This window comes from Psychrobacter sp. NPDC078929 (assembly GCF_050267985.1).
Lineage (GTDB): Bacteria > Pseudomonadota > Gammaproteobacteria > Pseudomonadales > Moraxellaceae > Psychrobacter.
Genome location: NZ_JBNNFX010000004.1, coordinates 1 through 21,667 on the forward strand (window position 1 = coordinate 1; position 21,667 = coordinate 21,667).

The 21,667-nt window shown below is 42.2% G+C and carries 19 protein-coding genes; 8 read left to right on the forward strand and 11 right to left on the reverse strand.

The window, feature by feature from the left end; all coding sequences use genetic code 11:
- Window positions 1-488: 488 nt before the first annotated feature.
- The gene (locus ACQKCG_RS03410; RefSeq protein ID WP_101204599.1) at window positions 489-1,775 is read right to left on the reverse strand and encodes a saccharopine dehydrogenase family protein; all 1,287 of its coding nucleotides are present in this window, start codon (window positions 1,773-1,775) and stop codon (window positions 489-491) included.
- A 472-nt stretch (window positions 1,776-2,247) separates the two neighbouring features.
- On the opposite strand from ACQKCG_RS03410, the gene ACQKCG_RS03415 reads away from it, so the two are divergent.
- Window positions 2,248-2,403 carry a DUF1328 domain-containing protein gene (locus tag ACQKCG_RS03415; protein WP_082624527.1) on the forward strand — a complete coding sequence of 52 codons (156 nt, stop codon included), beginning with the start codon at window positions 2,248-2,250 and terminating at the stop codon, window positions 2,401-2,403.
- 133 nt (window positions 2,404-2,536) lie between these two features.
- Here ACQKCG_RS03415 and ACQKCG_RS03420 read toward each other — a convergent pair whose 3' ends face one another.
- The 4 genes from ACQKCG_RS03420 to ACQKCG_RS03435 all read right to left on the reverse strand — a co-directional run bounded on the left by ACQKCG_RS03420 (window position 2,537) and on the right by ACQKCG_RS03435 (window position 6,338).
- Window positions 2,537-2,830 (reverse strand): 4a-hydroxytetrahydrobiopterin dehydratase, encoded by a 294-nt coding sequence (locus ACQKCG_RS03420; protein WP_057757953.1) that lies wholly within the window; start codon window positions 2,828-2,830, stop codon window positions 2,537-2,539.
- Between the two features lie 156 nt (window positions 2,831-2,986).
- Window positions 2,987-3,280, reverse strand: a complete 294-nt coding sequence (locus ACQKCG_RS03425; protein WP_101204598.1) for a GNAT family N-acetyltransferase — start codon at window positions 3,278-3,280, stop codon at window positions 2,987-2,989.
- Between the two features lie 200 nt (window positions 3,281-3,480).
- Window positions 3,481-4,929 carry a fatty acid desaturase family protein gene (locus ACQKCG_RS03430; RefSeq protein WP_101204597.1) on the reverse strand — a complete coding sequence of 483 codons (1,449 nt, stop codon included), beginning with the start codon at window positions 4,927-4,929 and terminating at the stop codon, window positions 3,481-3,483.
- Between the two features lie 158 nt (window positions 4,930-5,087).
- Window positions 5,088-6,338 (reverse strand): flavin reductase family protein, encoded by a 1,251-nt coding sequence (locus ACQKCG_RS03435; RefSeq protein WP_227522883.1) that lies wholly within the window; start codon window positions 6,336-6,338, stop codon window positions 5,088-5,090.
- 404 nt (window positions 6,339-6,742) lie between these two features.
- Between ACQKCG_RS03435 and ettA the strand changes: the two genes are divergently transcribed.
- Window positions 6,743-8,404: an energy-dependent translational throttle protein EttA gene (gene ettA, locus ACQKCG_RS03440; RefSeq protein ID WP_134292306.1), complete on the forward strand. Its 1,662-nt coding sequence runs from the start codon at window positions 6,743-6,745 to the stop codon at window positions 8,402-8,404.
- Window positions 8,405-8,506: 102 nt separating this feature from the next.
- On the opposite strand, the gene plsB is transcribed toward ettA, so the two are convergent.
- Window positions 8,507-11,329, reverse strand: a complete 2,823-nt coding sequence (gene plsB / locus ACQKCG_RS03445; RefSeq protein ID WP_134292307.1) for a glycerol-3-phosphate 1-O-acyltransferase PlsB — start codon at window positions 11,327-11,329, stop codon at window positions 8,507-8,509.
- Window positions 11,330-11,576: 247 nt separating this feature from the next.
- Here plsB and ybaK point away from each other — a divergent pair, with 247 nt between their 5' ends.
- Window positions 11,577-12,065 (forward strand): Cys-tRNA(Pro) deacylase, encoded by a 489-nt coding sequence (gene ybaK, locus ACQKCG_RS03450; protein WP_101204593.1) that lies wholly within the window; start codon window positions 11,577-11,579, stop codon window positions 12,063-12,065.
- Window positions 12,066-12,269: 204 nt separating this feature from the next.
- Window positions 12,270-12,644, forward strand: a complete 375-nt coding sequence (locus ACQKCG_RS03455) for a 5-carboxymethyl-2-hydroxymuconate Delta-isomerase (protein ID WP_101204592.1) — start codon at window positions 12,270-12,272, stop codon at window positions 12,642-12,644.
- A 122-nt stretch (window positions 12,645-12,766) separates the two neighbouring features.
- Here the strand turns inward: ACQKCG_RS03455 and ACQKCG_RS03460 are convergent, their stop codons facing one another.
- Entirely contained in the window at window positions 12,767-14,587 is a 1,821-nt protein-coding gene (locus ACQKCG_RS03460) for an acyl-CoA dehydrogenase C-terminal domain-containing protein (RefSeq protein WP_134292308.1), read from the reverse strand.
- 381 nt (window positions 14,588-14,968) lie between these two features.
- Between ACQKCG_RS03460 and ACQKCG_RS03465 the strand changes: the two genes are divergently transcribed.
- Window positions 14,969-16,090, forward strand: a complete 1,122-nt coding sequence (locus ACQKCG_RS03465) for an FUSC family protein (RefSeq protein WP_134292309.1) — start codon at window positions 14,969-14,971, stop codon at window positions 16,088-16,090.
- Between the two features lie 31 nt (window positions 16,091-16,121).
- On the opposite strand, the gene aroE is transcribed toward ACQKCG_RS03465, so the two are convergent.
- Window positions 16,122-16,985 (reverse strand): shikimate dehydrogenase, encoded by an 864-nt coding sequence (aroE, locus tag ACQKCG_RS03470; RefSeq protein WP_134292310.1) that lies wholly within the window; start codon window positions 16,983-16,985, stop codon window positions 16,122-16,124.
- A 490-nt stretch (window positions 16,986-17,475) separates the two neighbouring features.
- On the opposite strand from aroE, the gene ACQKCG_RS03475 reads away from it, so the two are divergent.
- Both ACQKCG_RS03475 and ACQKCG_RS03480 read left to right on the forward strand, forming a co-directional pair.
- Window positions 17,476-18,138, forward strand: a complete 663-nt coding sequence (locus ACQKCG_RS03475; protein ID WP_101204588.1) for a hypothetical protein — start codon at window positions 17,476-17,478, stop codon at window positions 18,136-18,138.
- A 3-nt stretch (window positions 18,139-18,141) separates the two neighbouring features.
- Window positions 18,142-19,152 (forward strand): aminotransferase class IV, encoded by a 1,011-nt coding sequence (locus ACQKCG_RS03480; RefSeq protein ID WP_101204587.1) that lies wholly within the window; start codon window positions 18,142-18,144, stop codon window positions 19,150-19,152.
- Here ACQKCG_RS03480 and ACQKCG_RS03485 read toward each other — a convergent pair.
- Window positions 19,149-19,832, reverse strand: coding sequence for a DNA-methyltransferase (locus ACQKCG_RS03485; RefSeq protein ID WP_264754898.1), 684 nt, complete (start codon window positions 19,830-19,832; stop codon window positions 19,149-19,151). The two genes, ACQKCG_RS03480 and ACQKCG_RS03485, sit on opposite strands and share 4 nt — an antisense overlap.
- A gap of 118 nt (window positions 19,833-19,950) precedes the next feature.
- On the reverse strand, window positions 19,951-20,142 hold the full coding sequence (locus ACQKCG_RS03490) for a DpnD/PcfM family protein (RefSeq protein WP_101204585.1): 192 nt from the start codon (window positions 20,140-20,142) through the stop codon (window positions 19,951-19,953).
- A gap of 160 nt (window positions 20,143-20,302) precedes the next feature.
- Between ACQKCG_RS03490 and ACQKCG_RS03495 the strand changes: the two genes are divergently transcribed.
- Window positions 20,303-20,797 (forward strand): hypothetical protein, encoded by a 495-nt coding sequence (locus ACQKCG_RS03495; protein ID WP_101204584.1) that lies wholly within the window; start codon window positions 20,303-20,305, stop codon window positions 20,795-20,797.
- Here the strand turns inward: ACQKCG_RS03495 and ACQKCG_RS03500 are convergent.
- Window positions 20,794-21,558, reverse strand: a complete 765-nt coding sequence (locus tag ACQKCG_RS03500; protein ID WP_101204583.1) for a DpnI domain-containing protein — start codon at window positions 21,556-21,558, stop codon at window positions 20,794-20,796. The two genes, ACQKCG_RS03495 and ACQKCG_RS03500, sit on opposite strands and share 4 nt — an antisense overlap.
- Window positions 21,559-21,667: the final 109 nt, after the last annotated feature.

Below are 21,667 nucleotides of genomic sequence, written 5' to 3' on the forward strand. Positions count from 1 at the left end.
GTTTGCGATAATCTAGGGAGTAAGTCATGGTTATTTATTGTGGTAATCGTTTAGTTGATTTATTTTATAACATTTTTGTGGTCAGGTGACTATATTTGAACTTAGCTGATTGTTATTAATAGTTTTTTCAGTGCTATCTGTCAGTATTATAGAAACTTCTATCAGTAGTTTTTATTTATAATTAAAAGCCAGTGTTTAGATAATTCCTAAATTCTATTATATAAATCCTTTGATAACATATACTTCATTAAACTAATGTTTATATCTGATTTTTCTACAATATCTATAAAACGATAGTAGTAATATTGGATTAATGGTTAGTATCATAAAGTATTAAATAATTGGGAGACAGAAACATTGCTCACCAAAAAAATACGTTATTCTTAATTTAATTTTCTTCTAAACATTTAGAGTAGACCATAAAAAACCGTATCTCGAAACCAAGATACGGTCATAAAGACATTGAGCCTTTATCATCATGCGATAGATTAACTATCAATCACTTCAAAGCTAAGACCAGAATACGCTTCTAAGCGGGTTATTAGCTTATCACCCATCGCAGATGCAGGTGTCCAGAACCCACCGCCAACGTCTTCTTTGCTGATATCTTGTGCCAAGCATAATGCCGCCTGCGAAATCATGCGAGAGGTACTGCCATAACCAGGATCTCTATCACCTGTTACCTTAACAGTAATAGTGTCATTTTTGGCCGTTTGGCCAAAGTGACGAATATCAAAGTAGCCGTTTTCTTGCTCGTCCTTAGAAGGACCTGAACCAGCTTTTGGTAAAACGTGCTTGGATAGTAACTCGCGACTTGGTTTAATCATCATCGCAGTGGCAAAGCCCAATAAACCTGCGCTCATGGCATAGCTAGACAGTTTTCCTTTGACGCCATCTTTCATCCACATTGCTTCGTCATATTTGAAATCGCGACCGTACTCATAGCTGAGTAATTGATTAGTACGATGGACAATACGTGTATTGATGGTCGCCATGACGAACGGTGCTAACCAACGCTTATGGTTACTGTCATATACTGGTTTGCTGACATTATCCTGACGTACGTTTGGTGCATCAGTATCATCGTTTAACAAGTAAGGATTGGCCACTTGTTTGCGACGTGATTTGTCTTCGCCAGCTTCTTCAAATATCGATGCCATTGACGCGATAGTACCGCCTGAGATACCACCTTTCGCTGCTTTGACACGCATATGGATGACATTACAGGTCTCGCCGAACTTTTCTTCTGCCTTAGCTTGGGTAAAGTACGCGCCCAAATCTGACGGGATAGAGTCAAAACCACAAGAGTTAACAATACGGGCACCACTTTGCTTGGCAGTGTCTTGGTATTTATCCATCATATCTTTGATGAAGATAGCCTCACCAGTAAGATCAACATAATCCGTACCGTTTTCAGCACAAGATTTGATCAGTGGCTCACCATATTTTAGATAAGGACCGACAGTTGAGATGATGACTTGAGTCTGTTTGGTCATCTTATCAAGGCTGGCAGCATCATTACTGTTGGCAATAATAATGTCTACCTTACTCTCAAGTTTGGCCTGTAACTTGTTGAGCTTGTCTTCATCACGACCTGCGATCGCCCATGATACGTTTGAGCCATCTTCGTTCTTATTATTTGACAAAAAATTGGTTAAATAGTGGGCAGTGATCTGACCGACGAAGCTAGTCGCACCATATAGAACGACTGCATAAGGGCGTGTGTCACCGCTGGTTTTTTGTGTAGGGTTTTCAGTATCCGTATTGGTATCCATATGTATTGTCCTTAATAGATTTGAGAATAGGTGGATAGTAAACTATAAACCAAGTCGTTTGATTAGGTTAGAGGTTTGTGAGGTCGCTACAGTTTATAGTTTGCAGCCTACCTCACATACAACATCACATATAACGTGAGGAATTTAAAATAGTTCTGCATACAGCTAGAGAAATAGAGTTCAGTAAAAAAACATGTAGTTAAACAACTCTCAGTTAAATAACACTGTATTCAGAAATATAATTCTATTTCGAAAATATCATCTATTAAAGAAAAAGAGGTATGAGACATTAACAGTTACTACAAACTTTACATAACCTACCGATATTATTACTAAAATGAACGTTTTTTAGAGACGAACATTGCTAATCTATAAGCGTAAACAGTAATAACTAGCATTAAATAAAAACAAGTTAAATAGATGCTATATAAATTCTAATATCTGTTTTTTACCATTATTTGAGGAGAAGATTATGTTTCGTTGGGCTATTATTTTTGCAGTAATCGCATTATTAGCGAGTTTCCTAGGTTTTGGTGGTGTCGCAGGCTTGTCTGCTAATTTGGCATACATTTTCTTAGCAGTCGCTGTGATTTTGTTTATTGTTGCCTTTGTCAGTCGTAAAATGTAAACACGAGTCACTGTTATAAAGAATTATTATGAAAAAGACCCTCAATCGAGGGTCTTTTTTTGTCTGCTTTAACGAAGGTAATCGTTAGAAAACTAGGATAATCGGCATCAAGGCATACATTTTATACTTGCGATTATAATCGTTTGGGCTGAATGATATGCTCCATGCGTTTGGCTAAACGAATATCCAAACTAGATATACCGCCTGTATCGTGGTTGGTTAGACGAACCTCCACGATATTATAGGTATTACGCCATTCAGGATGATGCTCAAGCGCTTCAGCATGAAATGCCGCTTGATTCATAAAGCTCATAGCTTCGATAAAATCGCTAAAATGATAGGTCTTAACGATACTATTGCCGTCACGTTGCCAGCCAGCCAGCTCTTCTAGCTGTAGATTGATTTGTTTGTCAGATAAACTACTCATATTAATAACCTTTATTGTTATGTCGAATTGGTTTATTAAAAGTGGTGCTGGGGTATGTCTCCTATGCTAAATAAATATCTACATATTTTTCTGCTTTGACCGATATCACTTAACTGAACTTAGTTGACAAATTAATTGAGCCGATTACTTAGCCAGTTAAATTAAATCTTGATACTCAGGATGTTTGCTAATGTATGACGCGACAAATGAGCATTGTGGTATCACTTTCTTGTCTTGCTCACGCGCATAATCTAGCGCGTGCTTAACTAGTGCTGAACCAACGCCTTGACCGCCTAATTGCTGCGGTACGATAGTATGATCGTAGACCAATTTGTCAGCACTTTCCTGATAGCTAATATAACCTGTCTGACCATCGATAGAGGTCTCAAAACGTTTTGCTGCTTGATTATGAACAATTTCTAGATTTGGTTTAGAGGCTTGGTTACTCATTAATATACTCCATTTCTTATTATCGAATTTTTATTATGAATTAAATATTTTATTAATTTCGATAGTGCCAGTTTAGTATGTAGGTTTGATGCTCAATTATCTAGACACTTACCGTAATGGTAGATAGGACGACTGTTAACGTCATCTATGTCTTCCGTCCTACCTTATCATGGCCGTATCTAGTTGCAAATCTGAATATTTCACCATGCATAGGATATGGCTTTACGAACGACTGGAGGTAAAAAGCGAGTGAGACCACCAGTATTTTCTATCGCTAATTTGTCTTCTAAATCGGCCGCTGACCTATTATCTTTATAAGCAGTACTATCTGCATTTTCCACTGACTGTACATGGGCTTGCCATTCTTTTTCACTAGGTTTGCTAAAGTGATAAATACGTCCGAGTACTTGCTTGAATTGTGTGCCAAAGCGGCCAGTGTTATAGCTTAAACCATACTTACGGCATATGGCCTGTACCTGCGGCGCAATCTTTGCATAGTGGCCAGCTGGCATATCAGGAAATATATGATGCTCAATTTGGTGGGACAAGTTACCTGTTAAAAGGTGAAACCATTTGCTGCCTTTGATATTGCTAGAGCCAAGGATTTGGCGTACATACCAGTCGCCTTTACTTTCATTGGTATCGAGATGGGTATAGATATGCGCTTGCTCAGTGAAATGCCCACAAAAAATCACTGCCCACGTCCATAGGTTACGGACAGTGTTGGCAGTCATGTTACCGCTCAGCGTACTCAAGGCGCTACGACGACCTAGTGTCAGCGCAACTACAGACGGCAGTGCAATATAGTCTTTACCTATTTGTCGTCCAATTTTGGCAAATAACGCACGAGACTTTTGCTGCATGATTTTGTGTAGATCAGGAGAGTCAGCGTATTCATCTGCACTGATTTGGATGTCGTGAAAAGCTACTGCCCATTCAAAGCCAAATGCCAGTACCGCTGTACTAAACATATTGTAGCGATCTTCTGGCGTCCAAGGCTGCTCGTCAGTCACTCGAATCAAGTGATAGCCTACGTCATGATCACGGCCTACAATATTGGTAAAAGTATGATGTAAATAATTATGAGAGTGTTGCCATAATGGAGCAGGGCAGACAATATCCCAGTCGAATTTTTGACTATTAAGGTGCGGGTGTTGCATCCAGTCATACTGACCATGCATGACGTTATGACCCAGCTCCATATTGTTCAATATTTTGCTAAAGCTAAGTAAAGACGTACCTAGTAGCCAGGTAGCGACCAGACTGCGTGTCGATGGCATACGCCCAGCCGCTGCAAGTAAACCACGGGCAATAACTTCACTATATACCACGGTGGCATATATCCGCTGTATGTAGAGTGCATCCTCACTACCTAGCGAGTCCATGATGCTTTTGTACAGGGCATTGAGCTCTACGGCTAAAGCATCACTTTGAAGCTTTGATAAAGGTGCGCCAGTTACTGTTGGGTAGCGAGTCCGTGTTGACGTGTCTGACTGATCGCTATCATTGATTGGTTCATCATTAAGCTGCGAGTAAGGCGTTTGCGGTGTCAAAGGCAAAGGCGCGTTTTTCGTTAGTTGTGCATCGGACAGTGGCGTCAAGATAGGCACAGCAGATTGTGGCGTAGTAACGGGTGGTAATAAGCGCATAAATAAATCCTTAACCGAAACGGCATGAATAAGCAACACTGCATCCGGTTTGATAAGTTATCTGAGTTGTAGTCTATAAAGTGACGTTTGTCTTTCATTTCTCATAGGTTGTTTAGCATATGCTTTCTATTGAGCCAGTCGTTCTATTAAACCAGTCATTAAACGTCGAGTACCAAATCAGTCATGGCAATATTGATGCAAGTCTGAATAGACTCGTAACCATCACCACTCACTTTCCCTGTTTGAATATTTTTGACCATGCCGCTGACTTTATTACAGCGGCACAACTGGCAAATGCCTTGCCGACAACCATAGGCTAGACGTATACCTGCATTTTCGGCAGCAACGAGTAATGTAGTGTCGCTATCGAACTGCCGTTGCCGTGATCGTAAATACACCGTATGCGACTCTGTCTGTAGTGCATTATCTAGTAACTGATTACCGTCGCCATCAAAATCAGTCAATGCATTACCGAAATTTTCTACGATAATGTTGTCACGTAGCTGGATGTTTTGTAGCACGCTAATCTCGTTTACTGTTTTATATAAGCCAGCTAATAAAGCCTGTGAACCGCACGCAAATATTTTGGTATCTACCAATGGTAAATTAAGTGATAACAAACCCTCTGCGCTCAAGTATCGTTCGCCAGCCAAATAGGTAGTCGGATCTTCAGTATGGATTAGATGATAAATGAAGTCTGGATATGCATCGCTCAGCTGTTGCCACTGATGTTGCAGCTTGGATGAAACAGTTCGACTGTAATGCAATAGCGTCACCTGATGTCCATTACTCAGGGCTTGATTGATAAGTCCGAGCATAGGCGTAATACCGCTACCACCAGCAATAAATAGCAAAGGAGTAGGTTTGTGGTCGTTTGAGGTGTTCTGCGCTGCTATCGAGGTCTGTTCCAAAGTGAAATGCCCAAGTGGCAGGCTTGTATCAACGACGCTAGCCAGTGGCATTTGCTTGGTTAAATGGTTAGATACCAACCCTTGCGGTTTAATCGCGATAGTTACCGTATGGCATTGGTCTGCTGTATTATTATCGGTAGCATCATCGAGCCACCAGAGGGGTTGATGATCCAAGCCCACTAACGAGTAGCTACGCTGGTGATAAACTCCATCGATACAAACACGCAAATCAAGATATTGACCGCCTTGCCAACCACCCATCAGCTCAGAAGTCTGCTGCCTAAAAGCTCGATTGGTCTCAAAACGAAGTGCTATCAAATCATCACTTAACGTATAGCGAGCGATCAGGCGTAGCTTGGGCGTCATCAATGACCAAAACGGATGTAAGCGCGATCCGATAAAATCGACAAACGCACGTTGAACTATTTCAGGGCGATAGCCGTTGGCCATATTATCAGTACCTTTATGATTGCAATGGAAGTGAATGATGTAACGCATACAAAGTCAGATAATCAATCGATTTTGATAATCGAACATAAAATCGAGCCGATAGACCTTGTTAAGCCACACTAACATGCTAACGGCTATTGATTAAATTTGCGAAAGTTTTGATGCTATTTTTTGTGGTCTTTATAAAACGCTAATGAATCAAAATGTTAAGTTAGTTCATTAAGATAAGACTTCTTGAGTTGCTTTTCCAGAGCGAGTTTTATAGCCAAAGGGCATAGCCTGCTGTCAAAAACAGTAAAACAACTGGTAAAACAACCTGTCAGCTTGCAGGGTATGCGCCACAATGCGATAATGACCTATAATTTGTAACCCTGATTTTGAGGTACGGCACGCTTGGCATCATCGCTGAGTTGCATTTGCTGTTCTCTTCTATGCAGTCTATCGGAGTGTTAATGGCTCAATATATTTACACGATGAACAACGTGTCAAAACTTGTTCCCCCTAAGCGTGAAATCCTAAAAAATATCAACCTATCGTTTTTCCCTGGTGCCAAAATCGGTGTCTTGGGTATCAACGGTTCAGGTAAATCAACCTTGCTACGCATTATGGCAGGCGTGGATACTGAGTTTAGTGGTGAAGCGCGCGCTCAGGCAGGTACCAAAGTTGGCTATCTGCCACAGGAACCACAGCTAGATGATAGCAAAGACGTTCGTGGTAATGTCGAAGACGGTATGCGCGAAGCGTTAGATGCGCTCGCTCGTCTAGATGCTATCTATGCTGAATACGCAGAGCCTGATGCTGATTTTGATAAGCTTGCTGAAGAGCAAGGCAAGATGGAAGACATCATCCAGTCTTGGGATGCGCACAACTTAAACAACCAGCTAGAAAAAGCGGCCGATGCGCTCCGTCTGCCACCGTGGGATGCGGACGTTAGCAAACTATCAGGTGGTGAAAAACGCCGTGTGGCACTATGCCGTCTACTATTGTCTCGCCCTGACATGCTATTACTTGACGAACCGACCAACCATTTGGACGCCGAGTCTGTTGCATGGCTAGAGCAGTTCTTGCAGAACTACAGCGGTACTATCGTTGCCATTACCCATGATCGCTATTTCTTGGATAATGTCGCTCAGTGGATCTTGGAGCTTGACCGTGGCCATGGCTATCCGTACGAAGGCAACTATACGGAGTGGCTAGAGCAAAAGAACACGCGTCTAGAGCAGCAGAATAAGCAAGAAGAATCATTTGCTAAAGCGCTGAAAAAAGAGCTTGAGTGGATTCGCAAAAACCAAAAAGGCCAACAGGCTAAGTCTAAATCTCGTGTACAGCGTTTTGAAGAGTTGAACTCAACTGAGTTCCAAAAACGTAATGAGACTTCTGAGATTTATATTCCACCTGGTCCGCGTCTAGGCAACAAGGTCATCGAAGTTAATGATATCTCCAAGTCATTTGGCGATCGTCTGCTGTACGAAAACCTAAGCTTTAACGTTCCAGCTGGCGCTATCGTGGGTATCATCGGTCCAAATGGTGCGGGTAAAACCACGCTATTTAACATGATTACGGAACGCGATACGCCAGATACTGGTTCAGTTGATTTAGGTGAAAGTGTTAAAGTTGCCTATGTTGGTCAGGTACGTGATCATCTAGATGATAACAAAACCGTATGGGAAGAAGTTTCTGACGGTCTCGATATCATTACCGTTGGTGACTACACCACGCCAAGCCGTGCCTATATCGGACGCTTTAACTTCAAAGGCTCAGATCAGCAAAAGCACGTTGGTCAATTATCAGGTGGTGAGCGTAACCGTCTGCAATTGGCGAAAACGCTAAAGCAAGGCGCAAACGTATTGCTCCTCGATGAACCATCAAACGATTTGGATATCGAAACCTTACGTGCACTAGAGGATGCGATTCAAGTATTCCCAGGTACAGTAATGGTCGTATCGCATGATCGCTGGTTCCTTGACCGTATCGCGACTCATATCTTGGCATTCGAAGAAGAAGGCCCAGTCTGGTTCGACGGTAACTATACTGAGTTTGAAGCGTATCGTAAGAAAACGATGGGTGATGACGCCAGTCCTAAACGTGCCAAGTATAAGAAAATTACCAACTAATACGACTGTTTAATATAGTCCAATCCAAAAAAAGACCGCTAATCGTTAGCGGTCTTTTTTTGTTTAGCTTAAAATCTTAAAGGGTGTAGGTAATTGTTAAGACTAACGCTTACGCCCAAATTTACGCTGTTTTTTATTACTAATCTCAGTAATGGCGTGAGTGATTTCTTCTTCGTCCAAACTAGCGACTTGTTGCAAGATTTGCATCATATCAGGCGTTAGCACGTACTTAGCATGATGGGCAATGTCATTAATACGATGATCGAAAGTCAATATGCCTGTTTCATCATCTTTTTGTAGATAGTCAAGACGAGTTAATGCACTGATAAAGCTGGTGAACAGGGCACGGTCAAAGAAGTCAGGAATATCATCTGCATAGAGCACAGACAAACGCTGCCCAAGAAGATGACATAGGTCAACAACTTCGTTTTCAGTTAAATTACCCGAGCCTTGCTGAGCAAGTAGGGCAAGCGTCATAAAGTAACGCTCAAGGCTTTGTCCAACTGGTGTCGCCAATACTTGCAGCTGCTGATAATGCTTACTATTAGATTCAGGAACGCTGAGCGTATTATCACCCAAGTCAACGATGAGCCCATGAGACAGCAGATTATCAACTTTCTTATTGAGCGTATCAGCCAAGCCATGTGCTGGATAATATAAGAATAGCTCACTTTGTAAGAACGGATATAGCTGCTCAGCGATACTATCGAGACGGCTGCGTTTAATACGTCCGTTGCGTGCGACTAGTGCAGACAGGAAAGATAGCAAAATAAAGACATGCAAAATGTTATTACGGAAGTAGCTGAGCAACGCTGCTTGCTTACCTGCGACCTGAATGATATCGCCCAAGATATGCGGCGTACGCTCAATGAGCTTTAACTTAATACCATAATCAATGATTTGCTGCGGTGTCATATCGGTGATAACCGTATCATCTGAGTAGACCAGCTGCTGAGCCAGGCCTTGATACAAAGCGATTTGCTCACGGCAAATATTTTCATCCAATGCAGCTTTCGGTGCCGATAGTAGAACCAATGATAATAGCGATACAGGGGTGACGACAGCAGCTTTATTGATGTGCTGCATGACTTTCACACCGATGTTATCGACCATGGCGCTGGTCTTTTCATCAAGCGGCGAGTCAGTACGATCGGATGGCAAACTATTGGCTGGCACATCGAACTTTGTCATAAAGTCGCTAAGGTGCAACGGTGTACCAAAGCTCAAATGCACATTACCGAAGATACGTTCAATTTTACGGCCAACTTTGAGCAGCCCGATTAAAGACTCTGACTCTTTCGGCTTACCTTTTAGCTCACCAACATAAGTTCCACCTTCCATAATACGCTCGTAACCAATATAAGTTGGAATAAATACCACAGGCTTATTGGTTTGGCGTAGTTGGCTGTGAACGGTCATCGCTAGCATACCCATCTTTGGTGGTAGTAGGCGACCTGAACGTGAGCGACCCCCTTCGATGAAGTATTCAATCGGGGTGTTACGCGTGATAAGGGTATGCATATATTCGCGCAGTACAGCGGTATATAGCGCGTTACCACGGAAGCTACGACGGATATAAAAAGCGACAGCACCGCGTAATAGTGGGCCTAATACAGGTACATCTAAGTTATCACCTGCTGCAACATAAGGGATACTCAGGCCGCGTTTGTAGATGACATAAGACAGTAATAGATAGTCGACATGGCTGCGATGACAAGGCACATAAATCAGCTCATAATCGGTCGCCAGGTCACGTACTCGCTCGAAGTGATGAACTTCTACGCCGTCATATAACTGCGTCCATAACCATGTCAAAAATTTATAAAAACCACGGATGATAGAATGAGAGTAGTCATTGACCATCTCATTAGCATAACCTCTAGCCTGACTGCGAGCTTCTCGAACGCTGGTTCCTTTTTCGGCCGCTTCCATCTCGATCGCATGCTTAATCGCTGGCGAGTACACCAATTTGTCTACCAAGTTGCGTCTATCTGATAGATCTGGGCCAAGCATACTGGCGCGCTGTTTATCTAAATAAATCGACAATTGCTGCTGTAACATACGAACCAGTTCACGATTACTATCAACCGATGCGACTAGCGCATAGCTTGGTGTCTGCTCAGCGTCAGCTGCGGCATCACTGTTAGTAGCCGTTGACTCTGTATCGACTGAATCCGCCGCTGTTAAATCTGCTTTAAGAGCATCTGTAGCGACTGAGTCAAAGGTAGCAGGTCCTTCCACATCGCCTTTAAGATTGTCATTGATAATGGTACGTAAGTCTTGCGGTGGGTGAAACTGTACAAAAGTATCGCGGCCCATCACCCCGATATTGAATAGTTGCTTGGTAATACTAGGATCTTGCCAGTTGTCAGCAGTTAGCAGCTTGAATAGCGAATCTTCTTTCTCAGGTGCACGTCCCCACAGAATCGATACTGGTACTAGACGTACCTTTAGCTCAGGGTATTGTAATACAGCAGATACCAAGCGAGAAAGGCGAGGAGACAATTGGCTGTCTTTGGCACTTGGATGATTTAAAAATATGATGGCCGCATTTTCTTTAATATTATGGGCGGCATCATTTACTCCAACCAGTGCAGGCGGTAAGTTATGCTCTTGCGTCTGCAAGTCAATCAGAATACTGTTGGAACGAGAATAGTCCTGTAGTACATAAAACCGTAGCGTCTGATCATCATTGTCGAACTCAGGTAGCTCGCCTAATAACTTAGGTTTTACGGCGATATCGAGCATCTGACCTGACAGCTTACGATACAGCTGATTGATCGGTGCATTAGAATAAGGCTTAGTAGCGATTGCATTGCCGTCAGTTTCAACAGTGCTATAAGTCGCGACGCCATCAGTTTTAGCAGTGCCATCAGTCGCGACCGGCGCTTTAAAAATCCGTTTTTTTAGGAACTTCGGTATCATAATCAGTATCAAAAATAGTCAAATATGTTGCGCTTATGATGCCATAAAAGCCACCAAAGCGATATATAGTGTCTGTATATACTACCAATATTAATACGGTTTGGTTACGCTGTAGTGAGTGACAAATTATACAAAATGCTCAAACATTTGAAAGTTCATATATTTGGCGTAATAATATATTTTTATCATTGATGATTCATAGATATAGCGTCCACTTTTCAATTTCACTTTATTAAGCCTAAAGATTATGACTCCAGCTATCGATCTTGCCAAAAAATGTAACCTTGATTACCAAGTACACGAATATATTCATGACAGCAATGCCGCTTCATTTGGCTTAGAAGCCGCAGAAAAACTTGGCGTAGCGGTGACACAGGTGTTCAAAACTTTAGTCGTGAATACCGATACTAGCGTACTTGCTGTGGCGGTGTTACCAGTTGATAAAACACTTAATTTTAAAAAAATGGCCAAGGCGCTATCTTCTAACAAATTGCTATCCTGCAAGAAAGTACAGATGGCCGACCCCAAACAAGTAGAACGTAGCACGGGCTATGTGTTGGGTGGTGTCAGTCCACTGGGTCAAAAAAAACGACTAAAAACCGTGATAGATAGCACAGCTCAAGACCAGGCCACAGTTTATGTGAGTGGTGGCCGCCGCGGTCTAGAGATTGAATTGCCGCCTACACAATTGGCCGCAACGCTTGATGCTTGTTTTGACGCTATTACGGATGAGTAAAAGATTATACGGTGGCTGTAATCTGCTTATTATAAATTCGCCATGTCGACAACTTCGCTAATCATACCCATGAGTAATTTACACTCAGCGTGCTTGTACTGAGGATACTTTGGCGCAAGATTGTTGTAGATTGACCATAGCGATGAGGCGTAGACTTATACGCCGGTTTATCTATTATTTTTATCTACATTTAAGGACATGCTCATGCCACATTTAACCATTCAAGTGACACCCAACGTCAGTATCGCTCACGAAGAATCATTGCTCAAATCGCTAAACAAAGCATTATGGGATAGTGGCCAGTTTAAGCTGCCTACTGATATCAAAGCACGTATTGTACCTATTAAGTCATTTCTAGTAGGTGTTGAAGACGATGAACAAGCCAATGGATTTATTTATGCTCACCTAAAGCTAATGAGTGGACGTGATATGGCCACTCGTGATCAATTGGCTGAGCTGTTGGTTGCTACTATCGAGGAAAAAATAGGCGCAGAGCAGTCAGGACGTGCGGCACTGCAGATATGTGTAGAAGTTGAAGAGATAAGTGCGGTCTATCATAAGAAAATGCTTGGTAGTTAACAGTACCTGCCTAAATCTGCTAGTTGCTTTGTATTATTTATAAGTATATTTTCAGTTAAGCATAAAAAAGCGCCTAAATGATAGGCGCTTTTTATTGATTATCGATGCAGTTCTAGTCAATTTTAATCTAAGAAAGCAAAATGATCGATTTCCATTGATGTCATGCTTTCGCTTGGTGCAACCATCGCTTCTGCGTGACCAGACGTGCGTGGTAGTAACTTATCAAAGTAGAATTCAGCAGTCTGAATTTTTGCTTTATAGAACTCTGGTGCTTCTGTGCCGCCATTTTCTAGCTTTTCATAAGCTACTGCTGCCATACGCGCCCAATGATAACCCATCATCACATAGCCTGAGTACATTAGGAAGTCCTCTGACGCTGCTGAGATAATTTCACGGTCTTTACGTGCCATCAACATCAAGCGTACCGTCAAGGTATTCCACTCAGCACACAGTTTGGTTAGTGCCCAAACGAATTTACGCATTTCTTTATCAAGAGCATACTCGCCACACCATTTCATGATGCTTGACGTGTAGTCACGGATAATCTTACCTTTAGACTGCAAGATAACCTTACGGCCTAGTAGATCAAGCGCCTGTACGCCAGTGGTGCCTTCGTACATCGTTGCGATACGAGCATCACGAGCGATTTGCTCCATGCCCCATTCTTTGATGTAGCCGTGACCACCATAGACTTGCTGACCATGCTTAGCAGCTTCGATACCTAGCTCAGTTAAGAAGCCTTTTAGAATTGGCGTATAGAAGCCCAATTTGTCGTCCCACTTTTCGAACTCTTCATCATCGCCATTGACAATACCTTGTGCCATTTTGTCGGCATAACGTGCTGAATGATAAATCATTGAGCGACCGCCTTCAGCAAAGGCTTTTTGCGTCAGTAGCATACGGCGTACGTCGGCATGATGGATGATCGCATCAGCTACTTTTTCAGGATCTTTAGTTCCAGATAGCGTACGCATAGAGCGACGTTCTTTGGCATATGGCAAAGCGTTTTGGAAAGACAATTCAGTATGCGCCAGACCTTGGATACCAGTACCGATACGAGCCGTGTTCATGAATGTGAACATGGCTTTTAGGCCTTTGTGCGGTTCGCCGATTAGATAGCCGACTGCGCCGTCAAAGTTCAATACACACGTTGAAGATGCGCTGATACCCATTTTGTGTTCGATTGAACCACAAACTACGGCATTGCGCTCGCCAGCTTCACCTTCAGCATTCGGGGTGAATTTTGGTACGATGAACAATGAGATACCGCGCGTGCCTTCTGGCGCATTTGGTAGACGTGCTAGAACGATATGAACGATATTATCTGTTAAGTCATGCTCACCGCTTGAGATAAAGATTTTGGTACCGCTGATTTTATAGGTGCCGTCATCTTGTGGAATGGCTTTCGATTTAACTTGACCCAAATCTGTACCACACTGTGGTTCAGTCAGACACATGGTACCTGCCCATGAGCCTTCGACCAACTTAGGTAAATACAGTGCTTTTTGCTCGTCAGTACCGTACTGAAGCAGCGTGTTGATACAACCTGTTGATAGACCAGGATACATTGACCATGACCAGTTAGCAGTACCGATCATCTCAGATTTGATAAGGTTGATTGACGTTGGCAGATTCATACCACCGAATTCTTCAGGATATGAAATACCTTGCCAGCCGCCTTCTACAAACTGGTCATAAGCCTCTTTGAAGCCTTTTGGTGTGGTCACGACGCCATCTTCAAAATGACAGCCTTCTTCACCACCTGATTGATAGAGCGGGGCAATGACGTTTTCAGCAAAATCAGCCATGCCTTGTAGAATCATGTCTACGGTTTCAGGATCAGCGTTTTCGCCGTTGTCCAAATCTTTATAGTGGGTTTGAAAATCAAATACATCATTAAACAAAAATTTGATATCACGTAAGGGTGCTTTGTAAGTTAACATAATCGCTCTCTTTGGTTGGTTCGCTATCATAGACTTATGGCGCAATATTTGAGTCACAACTTATGTAAGCGATATTTACTTATTTTAGATGAGGTAGACGTTATATTAGTCATCAAGTAGATTATTAGTGGACAGCTTTCAAAGGTGTTAGTTATTAGAACGTCCTTAGTGGCGACAGCTGTTATGGCGTTGATATGATTATAGATCTTATACAGCAACAAATATACAACTAATAACTATTATTCATGATTAACTATGTTATTAATTCATTTTAGTTTGTACAGGTAAGTTGTATCTCTGCTTGAAACTATTTTATAAAGGGCTATTTAGCCTCATCTAGACCCAAAGAAAAATGGACTTATCAAATAGGAAAAGCCATTTATGAGCACCTCAAAAAAGCAACAGCGAGCCTCTTGGTTGAGCGCTTTATTAACTCGTATTAAGTGGTTAATCGATGGTGAGCTGAATCATTTACTCACAGTCAATCGCAGTCAGCGACCATGGCATATGCCAATCATCGCGGCAATTGCGATTAGCTTTCCGGTGTTTGTAGGAGCTTATTTTGGTGATTTGTCTTCAGGTATCAAAGCCTCGCTAGGCTCAATGATTATCTTAAACCTACCATTTGCAGGCGGACTACCATATCGGCTAGTGACGGTCATGGCTTGGGGGTTTGCGATGATACTGAGCTTTACGCTAGGTCTGATAGCGCAGCTATTGCCAGTACTTCGGCTACCTGTGTTTATGCTGATTGGTATTAGCGTAGTGATGTTAGGTCGTTACTATCGGCAACCACCACCAGCAGGATTGTTTGTGTTGATGGCGGGTGCGATTGCGCTATTTATCCCTGTGCCGATTGATCAAGTGCTCTCAGCGATAGGGCTTGTGATATTGGGCAGTGGCTCCTCGATGTTGCTAGCACTACTCTATAGTTTGTTCTTATTGGCGACGCGTTCCGTTGCTTCTGTACCTGTCTATGATTATCAGCCTGATATGATTAGCGATAGCCTTATCGTGGTGAGTTTTGTCAGTTTGGCGTTGGTTATAGCCGTTTTTTTAGAACTGCCTTATCCATACTGGGCAGCGATGAGTTGCTTTATTATTATCCAAGGTATGCAGTTACGAACCATGTGGATCAAACAGTTGCATCGATTATTGGGTACGTTGGCTGGCATGGGCGTGGCAGGTTGGATGCTGTCTTGGGGACTCTCGGTATGGGGCATCGCTATAGCGATACTGTGTATGATGTTTTTGATTGAGTCATTTGTTGATCGGCATTATGGACTGGCAGTAATATTTATCACGCCGCTGACGATATTTATCGCTGAGTATGGTAGTACGATGTCGGTGCCACCAGTCGCTGGAGACGTTATCCAAGCACGTATGATTGATACGGCGCTCGGTTGCATGATTGGGTTGAGCGGTGGTATAGCGATGCACTCTACGAGATTGCGTGTACCGCTACGCCGTTTTGAAAACTGGTTATTACAGCGCTTTAGTTAATAGCTACAGCTCTGTAAGGATTTCTCTTTGATTAACTATCTTTATTTAGTGCTGTTGTCGCTTGTACTACATCGATAGTATGCCCAGTCCAACGCTCAAAGCTTAAAGCGGCTTGACCGATAAGCATACCGTAGCCTTCAGAGGTCTGTGCGCCGCGAGCGGCAAAATGCTGCAAGAATGGCAGCGAACGACCATACATCATGTCATAAGCGTATTGACAGTTTAGAGCATCATCTAGTGGCAGCGTATCACCTGATAGACCGATAGAGGTGGCATTAATAATAATGTCAAAAGAGCCACTGAGTTCATTGGTCGCACAAACCTCAATATGTTGTTTATCGATTACTGAGCTGGCCGCACTTAACTCATTTACCAAATCGGCTGCCTTAGACATGGTGCGATTGGCAATCGTGAGAGAGCCAATACCCGCTTCAAATAGCGGTAATATCACGCCACGCGCTGCACCGCCTGCACCTATTAGCGCCACACGAGCATCGGTCAGCGGCCAGTCCATACTCATAATGTGATTGATAAGTCCCTGCCCATCCGTGTTATCACCATAGAGTGTTTCAGTGATTGGCACGCCGCTTTCTAATAGTATTTTATTCAACAGTAACGTATTGACCGCGCCTGCCGTCTTGGCATGTTCTGATAAACCACCACGCGCCGCGCAGCAGTCATAAGCCACTTGTTTAAAAGGAACTGTCACATTGGCACCCAAACCACCACCGCAAAAAAACGCCTCAACGACAGCTGTAAAACTGGCGGTATCATCAGGACAGTATTGACGCTGATAGCTAATATCAATCCCTGCTTGTACAGCAAATTGCTCATGAATCTCAGGAGATTTACTATGGGCGATTGGATTGCCAATAACGATAAAGTGTTGGGTCATAAATAGTCCGCTGGCTAGAGAATAAAAATACTATCAAAGAAGCAATAAGTGACGCTCAATCATCATAAGGGATAACGCTATAATTGACAAACCAAGAGGCCATCACCAATCAATGATTAGGAGGTGATAGCGTTAGTCAGAAGCTGCCTTATCGCTTTTGAAAATAAATTGTGACATTGAGGCAAGCATATGCAAAACACGCGCAAGCAGTTTTGTACTTTCTATTAAAGAAAAGACTGTTTTGGTACGTTATATATTTAACAAATCTGTACTCTCGGGGAGTGCTCCGCGTAACGTAAAAGGTAGTCAAGTGCTGAGCAGTTGGGTAAACTATAAAATATGGAAACCTATATCAATATGCTGTAATGACTGCTAGATTATAATGTTTGTGAAATATGCTCTTTATTGAAAACTATTCGTTATCAGCGGCGTTCCTGCCAGCTCGTTAATACTATTTCGAGATCAATCTAAAAGTGTGAGTAAATTATCCATGTGGAATCCTAACCTACAGACCCTTCTAGTCGGTACGATAATGGCAGTTAGTGTGACGCTCAGTGGCTGTGACAGCACCAAAGAAGATGCTCCAAGTCAAGATGCTGAGACCACTGAGCAGGCAACAACGAATGAGCCAGTACAGGACAGCGCAAACAATCCTGACCTAGATGGCGCCACTGCTCAGCAAGGCACACCAGTGAGATATGATGTCGCAGCATGGGGTACGGATAAGGTAGAGTCGCTCGCTGTAGATGAGTTAGATAGTATAAAATCCGTGTTTGGCGAAGTGATGAGCACTGACGAAAACAGCCTAGACTATGCCAGTAATCCAGCGGCAAAATATCGCTTTATGAAAACGGATGCGCCGTATCTAGACATCATCGACTCTGAAAAATATCTAGAGCTAGGCTGGTACTATGCCAATCCTACTGATACAGACAAAGAAAAAGAGCTGAGCCAAAACCACGCCAAAAAAGCCTATCAGTTATCGCGTCAATTGATGGGTGATGATGGCGGTAAAATGGTTGCTGATATGCTCAATAGCCAAATCATCAAAAACAGAATCGTCGGTGGACAAAAAATAGAGCTAGCAAAATGCGAGTTTTATAGCTGCATGTTGGTGATCAATAAAGCCGCTGCTCAAACAGACAATAGCTAAATCATGACCGATACGACGTCAGTGCCAAACGGTTGGGTGTGTCTGTACCCGCAAGTCAGCAGTGTGACCGAAGACAGCAGTGTGATTGAAGATAACAGGACAACCAGCCAAACGGTAACCATGTCTCTAGATAATCGCGGGCTGGCATATGCTGATGGGTTTTTTACTACTATGGGCGTCATTGATGGATTGATACTATGGTCAGACTACCATTATCAGCGGCTTGTCTCTCATGCTGAAGCCTTGCAGCTAAATATAAACAGCGAAGAGCTATTAGCAGTACTGCAACTGTACGCTCAGCAATTAGAGCAGGGTATGCTCAAGCTAGTAGTCACTCGCGCTGCGCAGGATGTGCGCGGTTATGGTTATACACCTAATGCAAATGGTAGCGACTGTGAGATATGGCTAAAGGCTACGGCAATGAGAGTTTCTACTGCGCTGCAACTGTCTTTGCCTGATGGGAGCTTAATACCTATCCAATCTAATGCCTCGGCAATATGTTTGTCTTCTCAGATTGCTTGCTTACCGCCATCGCTGGCAGGTCTCAAGAGTCTTAATCGTTTAGACAATGTTCTCGCTAGTGGTGAGCTACAACGGATAAAAGCTGAGCCATTGGCATCAAATCTTGCTTCAACACTTGGTGAAGGTCTGCTACGCGATATGAGTGGGCAGTGGGTTGAGGGTACGATGAGTAATGTATTCTATCAATTGGCAGACGCACCACTATCAGAATCCAAAACTACCTCTAGCGTTCATAAAGATGATGAAGATTACCTAACCACCGGTCAGTGGTACACCCCTTCTATGGCTCAATCGGGTGTTGCTGGCGTCATGCGTCAGGTAATTATAGATGCGCTATCCACGACGCAATATCCAGTCAGAATCAGGTCGCTACAAGATGAAGATTTGCCTAAATTAACGCAGTTATTTTTTTGCAATGCACTGCGCGGTATCATGCCAATGAGCAGTCTGATGTTATTGTCAGGTGATGTTGTGGATTTTAAATCCGTTTAGTTATTACTCTCTTTATTTAATAAACGATAGAAATGCTGTTTGAAAAACTCTTTTCTTCCTTCTTGTTGTAGGTCTTCGTAGCGCGCTTGACTAAGTTGTAGGTATTCAGCTTCCTGTTCAATACCGATAAATTGCCTTCCTAAAACATTACTTGCAATACCTGTCGTCGCAGAGCCAGCAAAAGGGTCAAGAACCACTGCATTTTTCTTAGTAGAAGCTAAAATAATTTGAGCTAGTAATGCCAAAGGTTTTTGCGTAGGGTGCTTACCACAAGATTTTTCCCACTTAGCAATTGCTGGCAAGCGCCACACATCTTTCATTTGCTTATCGTTATTGAGTCTCTTCATCAAATCGTAATCGAAGTAGTGCGGTACTTTAGGGTGTTTTCTTGCCCAAATAATGAATTCTGTAGAATGAGTAAAAAACCGGCAAGAAAAGTTGGGTGGTGGATTGGTTTTTTCCCAAGTTATAACATTAAGTATCTTAAAACCAAGCTGCGGTAAAATACGTCCCAAGGTAAAAATATTATGGTGTGTACCACTGACCCATAAGGTCGCATTATCTGCCATTTTTTCTCGTACAGCAGACAGCCATTCGTATGTAAATACGTAAGCATCATTGTCACTGACAAGCTTGTCCCACTGACCTTTATTGACTGACTGGACTTTACTATTTCTCACTGTTAGACCATTATTGAATGTACTGGTCAAGAGCCAGCGCTCTACTATTATCTACACGCTTATCCATTAAGGTTCACAAGTACTGAGAGCTACTTTTGGTTTGAGCTAGCTACTCATTCTATTCTACGCCAAAGATAATAAATTCAGTATCAAGCATATCATCAGGTTCTAAAATAATATCCTCGCTTCTATATATTTCTTGTGCTTTTAGTAGAGCAGTTTCACCATCTTCTGCAACCACTTCTATAAGTGCACTCATCGTTTCGATTACTTCTATTTGATAAGTATTTGAGCCGCCTGTCTTTATCATAGATATTCTCAACAATTAAAAGTTCTCGTATATCACTTCAGTCATTTATACCAAGTAGATTAGCAAAAGCCCTCAAAAGAAGTGATCGTCTTTTGTTACGCAGACTTGTGCCATAAATCAAATCGATCAATGATCCTTTCTTTTAAAAGGATAAAATCGAATGAGTTCAGTCTATGAAGATAAACGAATTCCACTACAAGTTCGTAGGTTGATGATATTTAATAAAGTTTGCTGTGCAGCGAAAAGAAACCCTGATGAAATAATTCACTTACCTTGTTATTCACAGATAGCATTTAGTATTGTTTATTCTAAAAAAGATAAAAAATACACAGCATTTGGGAGTGTGTTTAAGTATGCGCATACCCGTCAAGAAGTCATTGAACAAGGTTTAGATAAGCAGTTTCATGAAGATACTGTGATGTGTGCAATCACAACCGAAAGACAAGCTTTTACTAAAGCTTCTCGCACTCCGTTAGGGCTGCTAATGAGCTGGAATAAACAGGTAAAAAATCGAGCTTATACCTGTCTCGATGGCAATGTGAAACACTTTTTCAAAGTAAATGATGAGCTAGAGCTAGATTACCCTCCTCATAAGTTTTACGGTCGTTTGGTTGCTGCCAAAGGTTTACCATTATGGGATGATAAGTGTTCTTAGTATAACTTTCGATAGTGACCACGGCTTACAAATTCAATGATGCCTTTATCTCGTAATACTTGTAATTGCTGGCGGATTTTGTCTTTTACGTGGTTGTTTTCAGGATGTTTGAGCTGCAACTCATCAGCAAAACCATAAACCTGCTTTAGCGAAAAGTGAGTATCAAGCCTATCGATGCACTGCCAGACATCGAGTGTCCAACCGCGTGAAGCCATAGATTGCTTGCGTAGAAATAAAGTCTTTTGGAACTGTTGGGTGACATTTTCACGCGGTATAACTTGTTGGTCTTTGACCAAAAATACTTTGCCCGATTCGGGTACTTGGCGTAAGTCAATATTGCAACCAACCCAACCTGCTCTTTTTGCCGTCACTGATAAGGGTTTACGCTTAACAATAATATCGGGTGTAAAGAAATGCTTGGGAATAATCAGGAAATTATTGACGGTGTATTCTTTTGAGTAGGTTAAAAAGAAGAAGCTGGGATTGTTCTTACTATTGATACGCTCAATCATCGTCTTATAAGCACCATCATTGACAACATTGCTTAACTTAGCTTTTTTACTTTTTAGCTCATATTGCTCATTACAATTTTCGCAATAAAAATCAGCAACAGGTTTGTTATTAGCAAACTCAGCTAGCGACTGGGCGCTACAATTGGTGCAGTAACTATTTTCTTTTACCCATGCTTCACTGAGTACACGAACTTTTTGAGGTTCAGAGTGATAGTTTTTAGCAAGACTTTGGTTAAAATGTAGGTTCATAAGATATTTTCATTATTAATAGATAAGCTGAGAATACTGAAAAAAACGCCTAAGTATTAAGCCATATAAACTGCTATCAATAGCAAGATAATTCATAAGCTAAGCAAAT